At 34.7% G+C, this 18,582-nt stretch carries 12 protein-coding genes; 1 reads left to right on the top strand and 11 read right to left on the bottom strand.

Features of this window, described 5'->3' with window-relative positions:
- Positions 1-107: 107 nt before the first annotated feature.
- The 7 genes from C8N41_RS05170 to C8N41_RS05140 form a co-directional block, all read right to left on the bottom strand.
- Positions 108-1,046 carry an L-histidine N(alpha)-methyltransferase gene (locus C8N41_RS05170; protein WP_115838440.1) on the bottom strand — a complete coding sequence of 313 codons (939 nt, stop codon included), beginning with the start codon at positions 1,044-1,046 and terminating at the stop codon, positions 108-110.
- Positions 1,047-2,213, bottom strand: a complete 1,167-nt coding sequence (gene egtB / locus C8N41_RS05165) for an ergothioneine biosynthesis protein EgtB (RefSeq protein ID WP_317124566.1) — start codon at positions 2,211-2,213, stop codon at positions 1,047-1,049. It abuts the gene before it with no gap.
- Between the two features lie 8 nt (positions 2,214-2,221).
- Positions 2,222-3,439 carry a bifunctional alpha/beta hydrolase/OsmC family protein gene (locus C8N41_RS05160; protein ID WP_115838439.1) on the bottom strand — a complete coding sequence of 406 codons (1,218 nt, stop codon included), beginning with the start codon at positions 3,437-3,439 and terminating at the stop codon, positions 2,222-2,224.
- A gap of 9 nt (positions 3,440-3,448) precedes the next feature.
- Positions 3,449-3,730, bottom strand: a complete 282-nt coding sequence (locus C8N41_RS05155) for a DUF427 domain-containing protein (RefSeq protein ID WP_115838438.1) — start codon at positions 3,728-3,730, stop codon at positions 3,449-3,451.
- Between the two features lie 60 nt (positions 3,731-3,790).
- Positions 3,791-4,516, bottom strand: coding sequence for a flavodoxin family protein (locus C8N41_RS05150; protein WP_115838437.1), 726 nt, complete (start codon positions 4,514-4,516; stop codon positions 3,791-3,793).
- Positions 4,517-4,535: 19 nt separating this feature from the next.
- Entirely contained in the window at positions 4,536-6,098 is a 1,563-nt protein-coding gene (locus C8N41_RS05145) for a protein adenylyltransferase SelO (protein WP_115838802.1), read from the bottom strand.
- A gap of 169 nt (positions 6,099-6,267) precedes the next feature.
- Complete coding sequence (locus C8N41_RS05140) at positions 6,268-9,942, bottom strand: metallophosphoesterase (RefSeq protein ID WP_115838436.1); 3,675 nt, start codon at positions 9,940-9,942, stop codon at positions 6,268-6,270.
- A gap of 260 nt (positions 9,943-10,202) precedes the next feature.
- Between C8N41_RS05140 and C8N41_RS05135 the strand changes: the two genes are divergently transcribed.
- Positions 10,203-11,417: a Pycsar system effector family protein gene (locus tag C8N41_RS05135; RefSeq protein ID WP_092445101.1), complete on the top strand. Its 1,215-nt coding sequence runs from the start codon at positions 10,203-10,205 to the stop codon at positions 11,415-11,417.
- A gap of 35 nt (positions 11,418-11,452) precedes the next feature.
- Here C8N41_RS05135 and C8N41_RS05130 read toward each other — a convergent pair whose 3' ends face one another.
- The 4 genes from C8N41_RS05130 to C8N41_RS05115 form a co-directional block, all read right to left on the bottom strand.
- Positions 11,453-13,825, bottom strand: coding sequence for a GAF domain-containing protein (locus C8N41_RS05130; RefSeq protein ID WP_115838435.1), 2,373 nt, complete (start codon positions 13,823-13,825; stop codon positions 11,453-11,455).
- A 106-nt stretch (positions 13,826-13,931) separates the two neighbouring features.
- Complete coding sequence (locus C8N41_RS05125) at positions 13,932-14,417, bottom strand: hypothetical protein (protein ID WP_115838434.1); 486 nt, start codon at positions 14,415-14,417, stop codon at positions 13,932-13,934.
- 17 nt (positions 14,418-14,434) lie between these two features.
- Complete coding sequence (locus tag C8N41_RS05120; protein WP_115838433.1) at positions 14,435-16,558, bottom strand: glycoside hydrolase family 97 protein; 2,124 nt, start codon at positions 16,556-16,558, stop codon at positions 14,435-14,437.
- A 262-nt stretch (positions 16,559-16,820) separates the two neighbouring features.
- Complete coding sequence (locus tag C8N41_RS05115; RefSeq protein ID WP_115838432.1) at positions 16,821-18,497, bottom strand: alpha-amylase family glycosyl hydrolase; 1,677 nt, start codon at positions 18,495-18,497, stop codon at positions 16,821-16,823.
- Between the last annotated feature and the right edge of the window lie 85 nt (positions 18,498-18,582).

The raw sequence follows: 18,582 nt of genomic DNA, 5'->3' as shown, positions 1-18,582 counted from the left end.
GTTGATGGTCAAATGATAGCATTGAAAAATACATTTTTCAACAAAGCTCTAAGAAACATCTTTAGGACATAAGTCCTTAACCCTTTTGCATTAGATTGTAATCCTTATCATTTTTGCCACAAACTATCAGTGAAATAATGTTTACAATCGAGAAAATTGTTTTCTACTTTAAATTTAGCGTGTTCAGCCAAATCGTTAATTTCCTCTAGTGCATACTTTTTTGAAAGTTCCGTCCAGATAAGTTCGTCATGGTCAAAATGGATATACTTATCTATAGCTTTAAGATGTACGGTTTGTTTTCTAAGACTCACTATATAGCTTTTTACGTCACCCGTTATTGGATTATAATGGCAATAAAAATCAAAATCATCAATCTTAAAATCGGCATCTAATGTTCTATTAATTCTCACCAACAAATTCAAATTAAATCGCTTTGTAATACCGTGTTTATCGTAGTAAGCATTATGAATGATTATTGGGTTTTTCTTAAGGTCAAAACCAATGAGCAACTTGTCACCACGTTTCATATTCTTATGAAACAAGGCCAATAATTCTTTGGCTTTATGCTCTAAATAATTCCCGATATTTCCACCTAAAAACAGTAATAAGCTTGGGTAATCACTTTGCCTGTTATCCTTTAAAATTTCAAAATAATCACCCACTTTTGGATCTATTTTTAATGCAGGTAATTTTTCCTTTAGGCGTCGGGTGAGGATATCTATCGCTTCTTGAGAAATGTCGATGGGTACATAATGAAAATCCACTTCGTTATTTACCAAATACTCTAAAAGCTTAAAGGTCTTAAAACCATCTCCAGCACCCAATTCTACGATATTAAATGGCCTAGAAAATTTTAAGGCTTCAATAATTTGTTTGGATTGCATGGATAAAATCTCAAATTCCGCATTGGTAGGATAATATTCTGGCATATTCATTATTTCCTGAAATATGCGACTCCCGTTATCGTCGTAAAAGTACTTAGATGGTAAGTGTTTATCCTTGGCCGTTAAGCCATCCACTATATCTTTGGTAAAGGTATCTGTCATTTATTTTGCTAATCTAATTCCTGAAAATAGCCAACGCATGTCTGGCTGAAAAAAATTTCTGTACGTTGGTCTACAATGATTTTTTGACGTCGCTACAGAACCTCCACGCAATACCATCTGGTTCACCATAAATTTGCCATTGTATTCACCAAGGGCACCATCTACTTTGGTATAATTAGGGTATGGTAAATAAGCACTATTTGTCCACTCCCACAACTGTCCAAAGTTAAATTTTGAGGATGCAATTTCCCATTCAAACTCTGTAGGTAAACGCATACCTTTCCATTGTGCAAAGGCAAATGCTTCGTAAAAAGTTATATGAGTAACAGGCAAATCGCCATTAACCTCAACAAAGCCATTCAGTGTATAATGCATCCATTTACCATCTACTTTATGCCAATATAATGGAGCTTCTAAACCGTTTTGCTGCACAAAATCCCAGCCTTCAGCATGCCAAAAGTTGAAGTTTTTATACCCTCCATCATCTATAAAAGTTATGTATTCTGAATTTGTTACCAATTGATTTGAAATTTGAAAATCATGCAAATAAACGTTATGCCTTCCTAACTCATTATCAAAACAAAATCCTTCGTCCTTATGACCAATTTCATAAACGCCTTCTTCAATTTGAAGAAATTGCTGCGGACCATGTTCTACTTCCAATTGAATTTTATAATCCAAAACGGGAAATGAAGGTTGATTTCCGAATATATATTTGATATCGTAAATTAATAATTCTTGATGCTGTTGCTCGTGCTGTAAACCGATTTCAATAATATTAAAAACAGCTTCAGTGGTTCCTTTGGATATAAATGCTGCCAATTCAGCGTTGACATAGGCTCTATAATCTAAAACTTCTTGTAAGGTTGGACGTGTCATTAAACCACGTTCGGCACGCAACACACGCTCTCCAACATTGTTGTAATAACTATTAAAGTAATAGGCAAAATCTTTATTAAATACTTTATAATTCTGTAGATATTCTGACAGCACAAATTGCTCAAAAAACCAAGTCGTATGTGCTAAATGCCATTTTGGAGGCGACACAAATTCTGCTGGTTGAATTGAAACATCTTCAGGTTGCAGCGATTGACAAATTAATTCCGTGTGATGTCTAACGTCTAAAAAACGTTCTTTTGAAATTTTATGTGTTGTTATAGTTTTCACGTCTAAATTTATAGTATTTCTGTTTCAAAAATGACTTCGCTTGCTAAAGTTTTGTGCACAGGACAACGCGATGATATGCTTTTTAAACGGTCTTTCTGTTCGGAAGTTAAATCACCTACAAACTTTAGTTTCTTGCTAATATGATCTAAGTATTTAGGTTTGTCCGATTTATCCTTCATATCTTCACTATGCTTTCTAGAATGTGTAATATAAACAAAGACTTCTTTTAAATCCCATTTTTTTCGTTCGGCATACATTTTTAAAGTCATTACGGTACAGGCTGCTAAGGCTGCATTGAGATATTCGTATGGAGACGGCCCAAAATCATTTCCTCCTACACTTGCAGGCTCATCGGCAATAAAAGTATGATTTGCCGTTTGAATAGAGGTGGTAAAATTGTCTTCAACACTATTGAGATGTCCTACCAATTGTTCTCCTTCGGTGTCTAATATTATATTTTTAACCTTTGGAAAATAACGCATTGCCCAAGTACCAATCATATGACCAACATACCGACTATCTTCTTCTTTAGTTAATAAATGATCTGCATTATCTAATGTTATAAAACTTTTGGGATGATGTGCTTTTTTATAAAGTTGTTCTGCGTTTTCAATACCTACAATTTTATCGAAAGGCGCATGCATAATTAATAAAGGCTTACGCAAATCTTTAACTATTGCAGGTAAATCTGTGTTATCAAACGCTTCTACAAAATCTTGATTAATAACAAATAGTCGACCACCAATATTGACTTCGATATCTCCTTTTTCTTCAGATTCTTCAACTTGATGCGAGAATAAATGCTTTACATGATTTACAGTTGATGGCGCACCTACAGTAGCAACCGCTTTTACGGTTTCAAGTTTTGAAGCCGCCACTAATACGGCTGCTCCGCCTAATGAATGACCAACTAATAAACTTGGTGCTTGGTAGTGTTCTTCCATAAATTTATGGACATCTAACAAGTCATCCACATTTGCGGAAAAATGACTGTCCGCAAATTCGCCTTCACTTCGACCTAAGCCTGTAAAATCGAAACGCAACACCGCAAATCCGTTTTGAGTTAATGCTCTACTCACATTTCTAACCGCACTTAAGCTACTACTACATGTAAAACAATGTGCAAAAATGGCATAGTAATTTGGTTTCTGATTGGCTGGTAATTCCAAATTGGCATTGAGAGTAATTCCTTTTCGATTTTTTATCTTGAGTTTTGTGCTTTTCATAACCTAATTTTAATCTTCAATTGTTACACCTCTCCAAAAAGCGACATGGTTTTTAATCCCCTTTGCCAATTCTGATACTTCTGGATAAAACCAAGCAGCATCTTTATTTTCTTTGCCATCAACTTCTATAGTATAGTAAGATGCTGTGCCTTTCCATGGACATACGGTGTGTAAGTCACTTGCTTTAAAAAATTCCTTTTTTATACTTTCGTAAGGAAAATAATGATTTCTTTCTATGACTATAGTGTCATTACTCTCTGCTATGACTTTATTATTCCAAATTGCTTTCATCTTTATTGTTTTTTATCAAACAGAAACTTGAATCTCGCTCCATTTGTGGATGCTTAATTTCTATCTGTATTCCGGGTTTTCAAAAGACCAATGTGTACCGCTATCCCATGCTTCTCTCGAGTTTCCATAATTACTATAGCCTTTATTTTCTTTCAATAGCTTTGCTAAATGTAAAAGATTGTAAGTCATAAATGTGGTATTTCTATTGGTGAATTCAGAATCAAAACCTACTGGTGGATTAATGCTTTTATCTTTCCATTCGGTATCACCATAACTTGGACCTGGACCAACTTCTCCAATCCAGCCACTATCGGCTTGTGGTGGAACTGAGTACCCAATATGCTGTAAGGAGTATAAGATGCCCATGGCACAATGTTTTACTCCATCTTCATTACCTGTTATCATACAACCGCCAACTTTACCGTAATAAACGTATTGACCTTTGTCGTTTGTTTTGCCACTCATAGCATAAAGACGCTCAATTAACTTTTGAGCCTCAGAAGACTTTTCTCCCAACCAAATGGGTGTGCCAATAATTAAAATATCGGCGTCTATTACTTTTTTGTAAAGCTCTGGCCAGTCATCTTTATCCCAACCATGTTCGGTCATATCAGGATAAACACCTGAAGCCACATCTAAATCTATAAGTCGAATGCTCTCAAAGGACACCTTTTCTTTTTCTAGAATATTTTGAGACAGCTTCATGAGTGTTTCAGTATGACTCACTGCTGGTGATTTCTTTAAGGTACAATTAATGTACACTACTTTAAGTTTTGAAAAATCCATATTCTAGTGTTTTTTTTAATTAAGAACTACAACTCAACATAGAGCACCCTACTTTATGTCTTGCCCATTCTGGGCGTTTAGCAAACCATTTTTCATGTTCAGGTTGCGCATCATAAGGTTTTTTAAGCAATTGAAATAATTCATTTACCACATCATAATTACCTTTATCTGCTTCATCTATGGCTAATTGTGCCATATAATTTCGAAGTACATATTTTGGATTAACAGTGTTCATCTTTTGTTGTCGCTCATCATCTGTTAATTCTTCTTTCTGTAACCGTTGGTCGTAAGATTTAAACCAAACTTTCCAAAGGTTAGGTTTTTCTTCGTTAAGCGCTTCTGGTTTATAAAAAGCATTTTCAATGAGCTCTAAACCATTTTCTGGATATCCTTTTTTGTAATTTGATAATAATCTAAAGGCTATAGTCATATCCGTTTCAGCTTGTAGCAAACAATCTTCAAAATCTCTAATTAGCTTTGTATCTCCATCCATTGCAACTTGAAGACCTAATTTAGATCGCATCATTTGAAGGGATTGATTTTCAAAATCAATTTGATACTGGTTTAAAATAGCTTCTATAGGCTCCGCTTCTTCAACTAGCGGATATAAAGCATTTGCTAGTTGTAATAGATTCCAAAGGCCAATATTGGGCTGATTACCGAAACGGTAGCGTTTGTTTTCGCGATCTGTAGTATTTGGCGTCCACCCAAAATCAAAACCTTCAAGCCAGCCATAAGGACCATAATCTATAGTTAACCCTAAAATAGACATGTTATCGGTATTCATCACTCCGTGCACAAATCCTACGCGCTGCCAATGTACAATCATCTGCAAAGTGCGTTGTGTCACGGCTTCAAAAAAACGGATATACGTTTCTTTTGATGGTGCTCCTAATTCTGGATAAAAGTATTTTATAGTGTAGTCAGTTAATTTTTTGAGGTTTTTAATATCGTTTCGTGCTGCAAATAGTTCAAAATTTCCAAAGCGAATAAACGTCGGTGCTACTCGTGCTACAATCGCCCCTTTTTCGTAATCCGCATTACCGTTATAAAGCATATCGCGTAGAACATCATCACCAGATAACATAAGACTTAAAGCTCTGGTGGTAGGTACACCGAGATGATACATGGCTTCACTACATAGATACTCGCGAATTGAAGAACGTAACACGGCCAAGCCATCACCTTGTCTCGAGTAGGGTGTTTCCCCTGAACCTTTAAGTTGAATAGCCCAACGGTTATGGTGATGCTCAACTTCAAATAAATTAATTGCTCTTCCATCTCCCAATTGCCCTGCCCAATTGCCAAACTGATGTCCGGCATAAGCCATAGCATAGGGTTTTGTTTTTGGATAAATTTTTGAACCCGAAAACACCTCTAAAAAATCTTTAGACATCAGACTCTCTTCCTCTAAACCAATAGCATGTGCAACCTCTTTAGAGGCATGAATTAGTTGAGGGTTCGAAGGCTTTTTAGGCGTTACATAAGAATGTGTCGCCTCGGCAACTTGACGCCTTGTATTATCCGTATTTGGATCGGAAGGCAATTCTTTATTAAACGTATCTTTTATATTAAGTTGCATGAAATTTCTAAATGTCGGTTGCATGAAATCTAGTTATACACGATTGCAATAAAACAATTAATAATTCTATTAATTATAAAAATACAGTTTGATGTTAACCCATTTACGAAATACTATAATATCGGTGACGCGTTTTCGTAATTTGAAAACGGAACAGAATTATATTTCGTTAAAAACCAAAACCGAGATTAAAGGCAAACCTTACTCCTTCCGTACTATTAAATGCTGATAAATTTAAAGTTACTTTATCTGCAGCAATGGCAAAAATTCCGCCTCCAGCAGAAGTATGCCAAAGGTTAGACTCGTCATTCGCTATCCAAACTCTACCGTAATCAAACCCTCCATATAAGCCTAATCGCACAGGTATCACACTGGTTTTAAATTTCTTAACATTCCATCTTAAGTCCGAACGTTGTACAAAAGCCGTTTTACCATTAAATCTGTTATTTCTATAAGCCCTTAACCCATTTTGAGCTCCAATGGTGGCACCTTGGTAAAACTCAAAATCATCTCCAAAATTAAAATGGCCTCTTAATTTTGAAGCCAATACTAAGGCTCCGCTAGGTACTAATTTATAATCTACCCCAAACTCTGATATAATATACCCGAAGCCTTTAGAAGTATCTATATTATTTCTGAAACCACCTTGAATATTGAAAAGCATCCCTAAGGTTGGAAACGTTTCGTTATCTGAGTGATCGAATTCAAATTTTGCATCAGTTCCGTAAAAGCTATTTCTAATTTCAGTGTTGTTCCCTATAAATTGATTGATATATCTATCGTCAGAAGCTTCAACTTCAATAGACTCGTAGGTGACACCGAACTCAAAACTAGATCCGTATCGGCCTTTCCACATTAAAGTTGGAGCCACTTTAAAGGTTTCAAGCTTTACTCTATTATAATCCATATTAACGTCTAATCCATCATTCTCATCCTCTTCAGGATTTAAAGATTCATTTCCAATTCCGAAGAAATTAAAAGCATAATTAGGACTGGTAAAACGTACATCTATGCCTAAATTAAACTGACCAATGACATTGGCAAATTCACCTTTATAATTAATATCGAAACCATGTGTGGCAAAATAATACGAGGCGGCTAACTGATGTTTAGCTGTAAAAGGATTCCTTTCAAAACCATAGGTGGTATAGGCATTAACAAATCCTACTCTAAGTCCATCATCTGGATTTGCTCCAATAGCCGGAATTAACTGATTGGTATTAGTTTTTAGTTTTTTATAGTCGTAAACATTGGTTTTATAATCGTCTGTGAGTTTTTGATGACCTTTAGTCGTTACAATGGTGTTGTTCTTTGATTTGTAATCGTAATACACCACGCGTTTACCATTATCTATTGTGTAAGTGTCATTGTTTTGTCCACCTATTAATCTCAGCTTTATTAAATGATCTCCCTCGCCTTTAACATGAAATACATCATCATCATCTAAAGCATAAATCCATATTTCCTTGGTGTCATCTTTTGTATAGGTACGCTCATGAAATATATCTGCTTTTTCATCTCCTTTAATACGATAGGCTGTGATTTTGGTTTGTCCATTAGGCAGACGCTCTACATCGAACCAATCGTCTTTATTAGTTCCCTTTATAACAGCATATTTATTAATTAGTGTGTAATACCGATCAGAAATCTTTTGAAGATTACTGCGTCTCGCTTTCAATAGTCGTTTCATTTCAGCAATAGAAGCTTTAGGCATCTCTTCTGGTAAATTTTGAAACGCTTTTTCTATAACAGCATCGGTGATATTTTGTTGAATAAGTTGTACTTGTGCATCCCAAACAGCTTTGCCAGATTGTGTTATAATTTCCATATCGATAGAATAGGGTTCAACATTAAGCCCTTTTACATCGACCAAATCCTCTGAATACGCTCTTAGTAAACGTGCCGCCGGAATTAACTTTACCGCAGCTCCAAATAGAAATCCATCGGACATCATTGAAAATGCTTGATCTCTATCTCTTGGCATTGGTCTATATACTTCCTTACCATCTTCTTTAAACTCAATCCATCTCCATTGATCGTGATGCCTATCCCAATCTCCAATAAGCATATCGAATAACCTGGCTCTAATATAAGCAGCTTCATCTACAACTATATCTTCATCCTTATGAATCTTCTTCATCATATCTTCTGTAGATACGAGCTCATTCTGAAAACCGAAACTCGCTTTATCAGCATGACCTTCAGAAGTATGTTCCTCAATCATGTATAATTCATCACCAAAATCATCATTATAATGCCCTAAGCGTTCTTGTTTTGGTACATAATACAATACCGGATTGGTATGATACACACCAATAGCATCTGCCAAATCACCAACAACAAGAGGAGCATAAGGATACGAACCTGTAAAAACGTCTAAGATTAGATCTTCGGTAGCTGTATCTTCAAACTGACCTTCAATATATTCATCCTTAAACATAACCGCTTGAAGGTATCTAAGCGCTTCTTTTCTCACGGCACGCATTACATATTGCGCTCCATTTTTATCTTCTAAACGCAACGATTTTGATTGATTTCCTCCACCTTTACGAACAGGAATTAAACCACCAAATAAAGTGTCTAATTTTACATTTGGGACTGTAACTTTGGTACTATATGCATCTCTATAACGTTCTCCCCAAAGTAATTTTCCAAAACCGCTCACCTTAGTTTCCTCTTCAGAATACACTGAGGCGGTTGAAAATGGACTATCATTTGCGTATTCGGTATGATTCTCTGGTTTATCTTCTGAAAAAACTTCTGTTTGAAAAACCTCAGTCTCCTTGTCAATCGCCACAAATGTAACATGCGATGACCCATCTTTATACACATTTAGTTTAGCATATCCTGGTGCTGCATAGCCAAAAACACCACTGCCTATATTGCGTACTGCTGATACTTTAGAACCCGAACCCGATACGATTTGATGTAAATTATCTTCTACCAAATATTGCATATTGTGCTCATGGCCAGACACAAAAATTACTTTATCATTAGCTTGAGCTAAAGTTACTAATCGTTTTTTAAGCTCATTATACATCTTATTCTGAAGATCTACATTGGCAATACCACTTGTTTTTCTAATTATATTTTTAAGGGTCCCTAAAATTGGAATCGGAGCCATATGACTTCTAAAACTAAATTGTCCGCCATGTGAACCATTAGAATACATAGGATGATGAATGGCAACAATGGTCGTTTTACCTCTAGCTTTTTTTATGAGACTATCAAACTCATCTAAAAATCGTTGTCTTGTTTTAATTTCACAATCATCATTAATGGTGGGTTGCTCATTCCAGTTGGTAATGTACCAATGAGAATCTATGATGATAAGTTCAATAGCATCTGAAATATGGATCTTATCAATAGGGCAGCCATCTTCTGGTAAAAAACTATCTTTCCCTAGCGCTTTTTCAACAATTTTTTCTTGAGCTTTTAAACCCGAGATATCGGAATACCAATCGTGATTTCCAGGAATAAATATAGTTTCCCCTTTAAAATCCTTAACAGCTTCGGTCTGAATTTCTATACGGTGTTTTGCTAAGTCATAGTCTTCGTCTGATTTTTTTGGAAGCCCAACAGGATAAATGTTATCTCCTAAAAAAATAGCTGTACTATTTTTACTAGCACGTTGCAATTCGGTTTTAAAAAATTTTAGCGCCTCAGAACTCTCACCTAAATCAGAATTTCCTGCATCTCCGATAAGATAAAAACTATGTTCAATCTCTTTTTGCGAAGGTCTGGCTTTTTCAGAACCTTCAATCATTTGCATTTTAAATGTAGCACAGGAGGTGTGCACTAAAATTAAAATCAATAGAATAACAAACTTGTAAGATATTCTCATAAAAATAGGGTTAGATATCAAAGGTACAAATTAGAATAACGACATACTTTATGATAGACAGAATTAAAAATATTAAAAATAATCCCTTCAATTTACAATAATTGCAATGAAAAGTAATTATATTCCATGTAAACCGACAAACTGTTTGTCGCTAAACTAGGATCGAGATTGCAACATTATAAATTTTAAGAAACGTTTATAAGTATTGATACGTAAGATTCCTAACAAAATTCCTTAATTTAGTCTCTTATTCCCACTTCATGGAAAACATTATTTTAAAAACCGAAAAATTTGTTGTTCAGCTTTTAAATGAACATTTAGATCATAATTATGTCTATCACAACCTTGCACATACACAACACGTTGTTGCAAGTATAAAAACGCTTTCAACAGATTTAGAACTTAATGATACCGATAAAGAACATTTAGAGTTAGCGGCATGGTTACATGACACTGGTTTTACAAAAGGTCATAAGGCTCACGAAAAGGAAAGCGTAAAAATAGCTTCAGACTTTTTAAAAGCACAGCAGTATCCGGATCCAGATATAGAAATTGTTCTAAATTTAATTTTAGCAACTGAAGTGAACCGCGAACCCACTCATCTTTTAGAAAAACTTATGCGAGATGCCGATTCTTCTCATATAGGTAGTAAAAGATACCTTGAGAGTTGCGAATTACTGCGAAGAGAATGGGAATTGACTTGCGATAAAGTTTTAACAGAATCTGAATGGCTAAAAGAAAACATCCATTGGCTTACAACACAACACAAGTTTTATTCTGATATTGCAGCGACAAAATGGGAAGAGCGCAAAAGTAAAAACCTCGCTCAATTATTAAAAAAACAAAATAAAGTAGAACGAGATAATATAAAGCTTCAGCAAAAAAAAGACCAGTTGAAATTTAAAAAAAACAAAATAGAACTTCCTGAACGCGGAATTGAAACCATGTTTAGAGTAGCCCTTAGAAATCATATTACTTTAAGCGATATTGCAGATACCAAAGCCAATATATTATTGTCTGTAAACGCCATTATCATTTCTTTAGTTATCTCTAATCTTATTTCAAAATTAGACAATCCGTCTAACGGCTATTTAATATTACCAACGGCTATATTTGCGTTATTTACAGTGGTTTCTATTGTCTTATCAGTATTGGCCACTCGACCAAATGTAACTAGAGGAAAATTTACAAAAGAAGATGTAGCTAATAAAAAAGTGAATTTATTATTTTTCGGAAATTTCCATAAAATGAAACTCGATGAGTTTGAATGGGCAATGAGCGAAATGATGCAAGACAGAGACTACCTTTATGGATCACTCACTAAAGACCTTTACTTTTTAGGACTTGTATTAAATAGAAAATACAAATTATTACGCATCACGTATACCGTCTTTATGGTTGGCATCATTGTAAGCGTTATTGCTTTTGTATTGGCCTTTCAGCTTTCTGGTATTGAAGCCAGACCAATAACATAATTATAGTGGCTAAAAAACTTTAGTGGCTCCTTGAATTATTTATTGATCTCCTGCATTAAATCTTCGTAAGTATAAAAAGATTTGTCATTCTTATCTTTGTGATATAACACACTTACGCGTATCGCTTTTAAACCTGTTACGGCTTGTAAATCCTGAAGTTCTACAATTTCAACATCCGTATCTAAATAGTGTTTAGACTGTAAGAATTTGATATATCTTAAATACTCTAACTCATCTTCTTTTTGCGAATATACAATGGTTATTTTGCCCTTTTCTGTGGCGCGTTTTTGGGTGCCTTTTACAAAAGCTTTATCAACACGTTTTTTTACAATTTCGTATCTCGCATTATAAGTGCCATCAACATCAAATTGCTTTTCATCCATTCTAAAACTTATAGATAATGGCTGATTAAAAACCAAGATCATAGAGGCCACATCTAATTTAATAGGAAAATCGGATTGCATCTGGTAATACCTATTTTCCATTTCTACCATAATTTGCAATTGCCACAATCTTAAATTATATAAGTAAATTGGACTAAAGGTATCCTCTTGAGTGATCGATTCACCGATATACATATTATGCTCAACACCATCTGTTTTAAAACGCTCAAAATAATGTGGATACATCAGTTGGGCTTCTATCTGCTTAAGGTCTAATAACGCTGCCATTTCTTTATTGATAGAAGCAATGGTATCATCGTAATTTTTTCTATGATGGTATAATACATTAACTCGATTATCTATAGACTCAAAATAGGCATCAATTTCATCTTTTAAAATATTTGCAGCATACAAATGTTGAAGAACAGGTTCTATTTCAATTTTAATAAAATTTGATATTTGATGCTCACTATCTACCTGAAAGTGTTCATCTATAGCACTGATAAAATCATCAATTTGAAAAATATACTGCGCATAAATTGGCAGATTTTCTTTTTCAATAGCGTTTTTCAGAATGTCTTTTAAAGTATTTAACTGTAATGATAAATCTTGTTGTGTAGCCCAGTTTCTAGCTTCGGAAGAGCCTTTTATGTCAATCTGACCATATAAAGGATAGATGTTTTCAAAAGCTATTTTATTAAAATTAGCATCTTTACCATCTATCTGATGTCTTATAAAATTTTTAGCTTCTTTTTTAAATCTCCATTTTACACTTGGATGAATAGAGGTACATTCTTTTTGAATTACAGCCTCTATTAAATTCGCTTCCTCATTTTTAGAACGCTCTACGGCTGCAATAATAAATGGCATTACATCCACTAATTTATTTGCGTTAATGCTATTTAAGACTTTAGGCGTACTAGAAACAATTTCTAAAATACCCAGTAAGCCGTTTTCATTAGCTATTGGTGCAAAAATGGCACTTTTAAATCCTTGCTTCTTTAAAACTTTAATATGTGGTGCCTCATCATTAGAACAGGTTAGGGATTTATCTACGTCGGAAACAGAGAAGAAATCATGTTCTCGTAATAGTTTATTATAAGACCATTCGCATAACACGTCGGCACATAATTTACTTTCTAAATCATTGAGCAAATAGCTATGTGTACCAACTCCATAAATCTGCTCAAACGTATCTTCTTCTTCATTGTAAATAGAAAAACCAACTTTTATGTTTTTCAATCCAAATAAAGACTGAAAAATTTCAACAAACTCTTCAACAAAACTTGAATTGGAGCGTTTTTCTTCTTTAATTAAATTCGATTTAATATTGGATATCGATTGATCATCTGTAACATCAAAAATATTAGAAATCACAAATCCTTTGAAGGTGTAACTATTTGGAGGAAACTTCTTTCTCCATAATTCAATATTATCAAAGTTATCTAATAACTCATCATAGTCTTCTTGAGTAATCTTTGGTGCATTTTCATTAGGAATGATTTCAGTAAAATCAGCATTATATAATATTTTATAGTAACGCGTTACACCATCATCATCTGGTATTTCGTAAAAAAGCGGACGCTTAACATTAAGATTATACCCATAACAGAAATTAAGAATCGCAGTACAAGCCATTATGTAGCGTTGATTTTCTGGTAAATTCTTCATTTCTAACTTAAAGTCGTCTCCAGCAATATTTAAAATAGACTTAAAGCGTTCTGAGGCATTAAATATAAAATCGTGATAAGGAACAGAGGCTGTTTTAATTTCATTCTTCGTTAAAACAGGACTGAATGTATCTTGTAATATGGATTTTATTTCTTTTTCATGCGTTTTAAATATAGTAGCATCGCTAAATCCATCCACAAGTATAGGATTCTCTTTAGCAATATCTAATACACGTTGCGCAGTGGCTGACACGTGTTCATCGCTATTCGCAATTAATTTTTCGTATTGCTTAACAAGCTTATTAAAGCTTACTTTAAGCAAAAGCGGTGATTCTATATTAGCGTTAATATCCAAAGTGTGTAATTTTTTATATAGGCAAAGTTATCGATTAAATAAATAGTCGACAATTACTTGAGCTACTTACAGCACTTTTTATTAAAAATTAAATGCTAAAGCGGCTCTAAAGCCCAATATGACCGTAGGTCCAATTGGCACCATCGCTTATAAAGATAAGTGTTTTTGTGATATCTCCACCATTATTGTCAATATCTGCAGTCATAATTACAGAGCCTAGTGGACCTTGACTATTTCTGCCATCACCGCGATAAAACTCTACACCAGCTCCAGATGTAGCATCCGCTCCGAAAGTATAAATTACCGCATTCTCTGCATCAGAGATGTTTCTAAGGATATAAATTCTACCAGGAACGAGACTTGCGTCGGGTAAGATAAACTCAACATTAGAAGCTGTTGGTACTAGATTAATATATACACCATCATCGATGGGAGTCGCTGCCCAACCTGGACCTCCGTTGTATTCAACTACTTTAACAGATAAATTACCATTAATATCTAGTGTACTCTTTGGATCTGTAGTATTAATACCAACCTGAGCAAATGCTGTATTAATAAAAAGAATAAATATCGCAATAATTATAGATTTCATAGTAAACTGGTATTATATTAATTCGTCTTTTTTAAGCTTATGGCAAACCCACCTCCTTCGGCAAGTTTCACTTTTAATTGTGAATCTTTATTAACTTCAATCGTCTCAATTTTAATATCCAACGGGTTGTTATCCCAATGAGCTTCCTCTCCATCCTTATAGATCGTAGCCTCATAGGTTTGATTTTCATCTAAAAAAGTGAATGCAATATTTACTGTTCTAGCATCTTCATCGGTAATACCTCCCACAAACCAATTTCCGGTGCCATGTTCTTTTCTGGCAATAGTGACATAATCACCAACTTCGCCATTTAAAACTTTAGTTTGTTCCCAATCGACACCAACATCTTTTATAAATTGAAGTGGTTCTGGATTCGCCTCATAATGCTCTACCAAATCTGCTGCCATTTGCACCGGACTGTAAATCACCACATACAAAGCTAATTGTTGTGCTATGGTTGTATTAACTTGATTGTCTTTTTTGTATTCATCAAATTTTATATTGAAAATACCTGGAGTATAATCTATGGGTCCCGATAACATTCTTGTAAAAGCTACAATTGGTAAATGTTCTGGTGGATTTCCGCCATCTGTAGCCCAAGCATTAAATTCTTGTCCTCGAAGTCCTTCTCTAGAAATGATATTAGGATACGTTCTACGCAAACCTGTGGCTTTTATCGGCTCGTGTGCATTGACTGCAACTTGATATTGTGCTGCTTTAATAGCCGCATTGTTATATTGATTCACCATATACTGCCCATGGTGATATTCGCCTTTAGGCAGAATTTTACCAACATAACCAGACTTTACAGCATGCATGCCGTATTTCTGCATTAACGCATAAGCCGTGTCTTGCTGTTTTTCGTAGGTTTCTGTTGCTGCTGAGGTTTCATGGTGCATTATAATTTCTACCCCTTTTTCTTTTCCGTAACGCACTACTTCGTCAATATCGTAATCAGGATAAGGTGTTACAAAATCGAAAACTCCTTCTCTATCTTCAAAACCAATCCAATGTTCCCAACCAGTATTCCAACCTTCAACTAAAACGCCTCCGATATTATTTTTGGCAGAGAAATCTATAAAATTCTTTACGTTTTCTGTAGTTGCTCCATGAGTTCCATTTGATTGTCCACCATCTGTCCAAGTACTCATATCTTGAGTCATGCCATAATCCCAAGAGGATTTACCCAAGTGCATTTCCCACCAAACACCTGTATATTTCATCGGTTTAAACCAAGATACATCGCCTAGTTTATTCGGTTCGTTTAAATTAACAATAAGTTTAGATTCAATTAAATCTGGCGCATTATCAGTAATTTGAATGGTTCTCCATGGCGTGTTAAACGGCATAGTTTTCTTCACCTTATAATCTCTATTTTCTGAGCCTACTAAATTGCTTTTTAAATCTAAGTTTTCGATATCTACTTTTAAAGTCATACCAGAATAGTCCACTAAAGCTGCCTCATGAAAGCTTAAATGTGTTCCATCAGCCCCTACCATAGTCACAGGTGTGTTTACAGCATTTTCAGGAATATGAGTTTGAGCCAAGTTTTTATGGTTTGCTAATTTTAAAGCATCAATTTCAGATAACTTCGTGGTGTTGTATAAATGCTCATAGATATCCCAATCTCCAGGAATCCAAAAGGTTTTATAATCTTCTGTAAGGTTGAATTCGGTATGCTCTTCTGTTATAAAAACGTCTCCCGTTAAGTTTGCTTGCTCCGGAAATTCGTATCGGAATCCGAGACCATCATCGTACACTTTAAAAACGATATTTAATTGTCGGTTTTGTTCAGAAGTTTCTTCGAGTTCAATCTTTAATTCGTTGTAATTGTTAACCACATCTAACTGCTCTCCCCAAGGCATTTGCCACGTTTCGTTAAACGTTGATGTGCTTGTGTTTTTAATACTAAAATTCTTATTAAAGGCTGGTTCATCTTTAAATTCAAAACCTAAATAAGAGGTATCAACAACAGTTTTGTTATTGAATTTCACGAGATAATAGAGTTGTCCTTCTTTATTAACGTTAAAATCGACTATCACTTTTTCGTTAGGTGATTTGATTTTTGTGGTTTGTTTTTTTTCTGAATTGCATGAGACTAATGCTAATGCCATTACTAAAATTGAAATGTAGATTTTCATGTATATATATTTTTAGTCCTATTAGATTTCACTATGACTAGTTGTAGTCGAAGTCGAATAGGTTAATTTTAGTTTATTTATTTTGCTTTTCTATGAGACCTGCTAGGTCTTAATTTCTTCAATTTATATTTAGTTTACACCCCTAAAGACCCCTCAAGGGGACAATCTTTCTTTTCATTTGAGTGCATTGTCCCTTTGAGGGGACTTTACGGATATTTTTTCTACTTTCAAGACCTGCTATAGGTCACTGTCTGTAATTAATCTATTCCTTCTCTAATAATACAACTTCAAAATCGGAATTTATAGTTACAGTTCCATTTTCTACCGTTGCTGTTTCTCCAGAATAGGCGTCACGCAGCATGACGCGTTCTTCAAAAACTTTAGAGACATCGATTACTTTTTTACCTTTTTCTAAATCTAAGCCAACAACTACATTATCCTTATAAGCACCTGATTGATAACTTCTAGAAAAATAATACGGTGAAGCTGATATCATTTGATGCGTTCCTGCACCAATTGAAGGATGCTTAGCTCTAAATTGACCTAATTTTTGCCAATGCGATAAGACTTCTTTTATTCTTTTTCTTTTGGCAATAGCATCCCAATTCATAAATGAACGTAAGGTTGCATCACCTTCCGTACCTGGAATTACTAGTGATCTAGCAGACTCATCACCATAATACACCTGTGATGTCCCAGGCGATAACACTAATTTATTTGCCGTTTCAAAAGGTTTTTGTCTGTTGGCATCAAAAGGACTACCATCGTCATGAGAGCTTAAATAATTTAAGGTTCCAAAACCTTTTAAATCGCCATTTAATACATTAGAATATCTACTAAACAACTCCTCATAATTCATTTCTTTTGAATTCCATTTAAATTCAAAATTAATTAAACTTTGAAAGCTCGGTGGATTAAAATAATTAACTTTTTTATCGCCAAAATCAAATTCTTGACCACTACTTACTCCGTAGTTATAAACTTCACCAACGAGATAGAACTGATTATCATCTAAAACCTTTTCTGGATGGTTCTTTTTGAATTGCTCGAAAGCGTAATCACATTCTTTTTTAAATTCTTCCCAAACATAAGCCTCGGTATGTTTAACGGTATCTGCACGGTAACCATCAACTCCAAATTCAGTGATGTAATCCGTTAACCATTTCATGATGTAAAAACGAGGAGCTCTTGGATGGCCGGTTCTTTCAAAAAAGGCATTGAGCTCTTGTACTTCTTGTTCGTAACGACCTTCGGCTTTCCATTTTTCGACTAATTGTGGTGGCAATGCGACATCTTCATTGCTTTCCGTTCTAATATCTGGCAAATTGGCAACTAAAGTACAGCTAACGGTGTTTTCATAATTATCGTAACTACATTGTTTATCTGTTCTTACCCATTCTTCTGGCCAAACCGGATCTTTATCCGTTACGGGGCCTGTGTGGTTTATAACAGCATCTAAAACGATACGAATACCTCTGGCATGTGCTTCGTTTACAAGCTCGTGTAAATCTTCTTTGGTTCCAAAATTTGGATCAATTTTTGTCCAATCTTTAGCCCAATAGCCATGAAAACCATAAGTAACCCCTGTACCTTCATCAGTACCACCATGAATTTGTTCAACGATTGGTGTCATCCAAATGGCATTGATACCTAAATCTGTAAAGTAACCTTCCTTTACCTTTTGAGTAATTCCTTTAATGTCTCCTCCTTCAAAACCACGAAGTTCTCCTGTTTCTTTGGTTCTATCGAAATTAACATCATTAGTCGTATCTCCGTTATTAAAGCGGTCTGTTAATAAAAAATAGAGATTAGCTCCTTCCCAAACGAAAGGTGTTTCCATAGTTTGTACTGGTTCTACAGTAGCGATTTTGTGTTCCGTCTCCTTATTTTTGCAGCTCAAAGTGAATAGGATTAGGGTTAATAAAATTAGTTTTTTCATGTGTTTTTATTATTACTTCTCGATACAAATTTGTTCATGCTTCACAAATTCACTCGAAGTGACGATTATTTATGATTTTAAGACC

This window comes from Winogradskyella sediminis, from assembly GCF_003387355.1.
GTDB classification, from domain to species: domain Bacteria; phylum Bacteroidota; class Bacteroidia; order Flavobacteriales; family Flavobacteriaceae; genus Winogradskyella; species Winogradskyella sediminis.
Note: the sequence above shows the minus strand (reverse complement) of the source record. Positions and strands in the feature narration are given on the sequence as shown.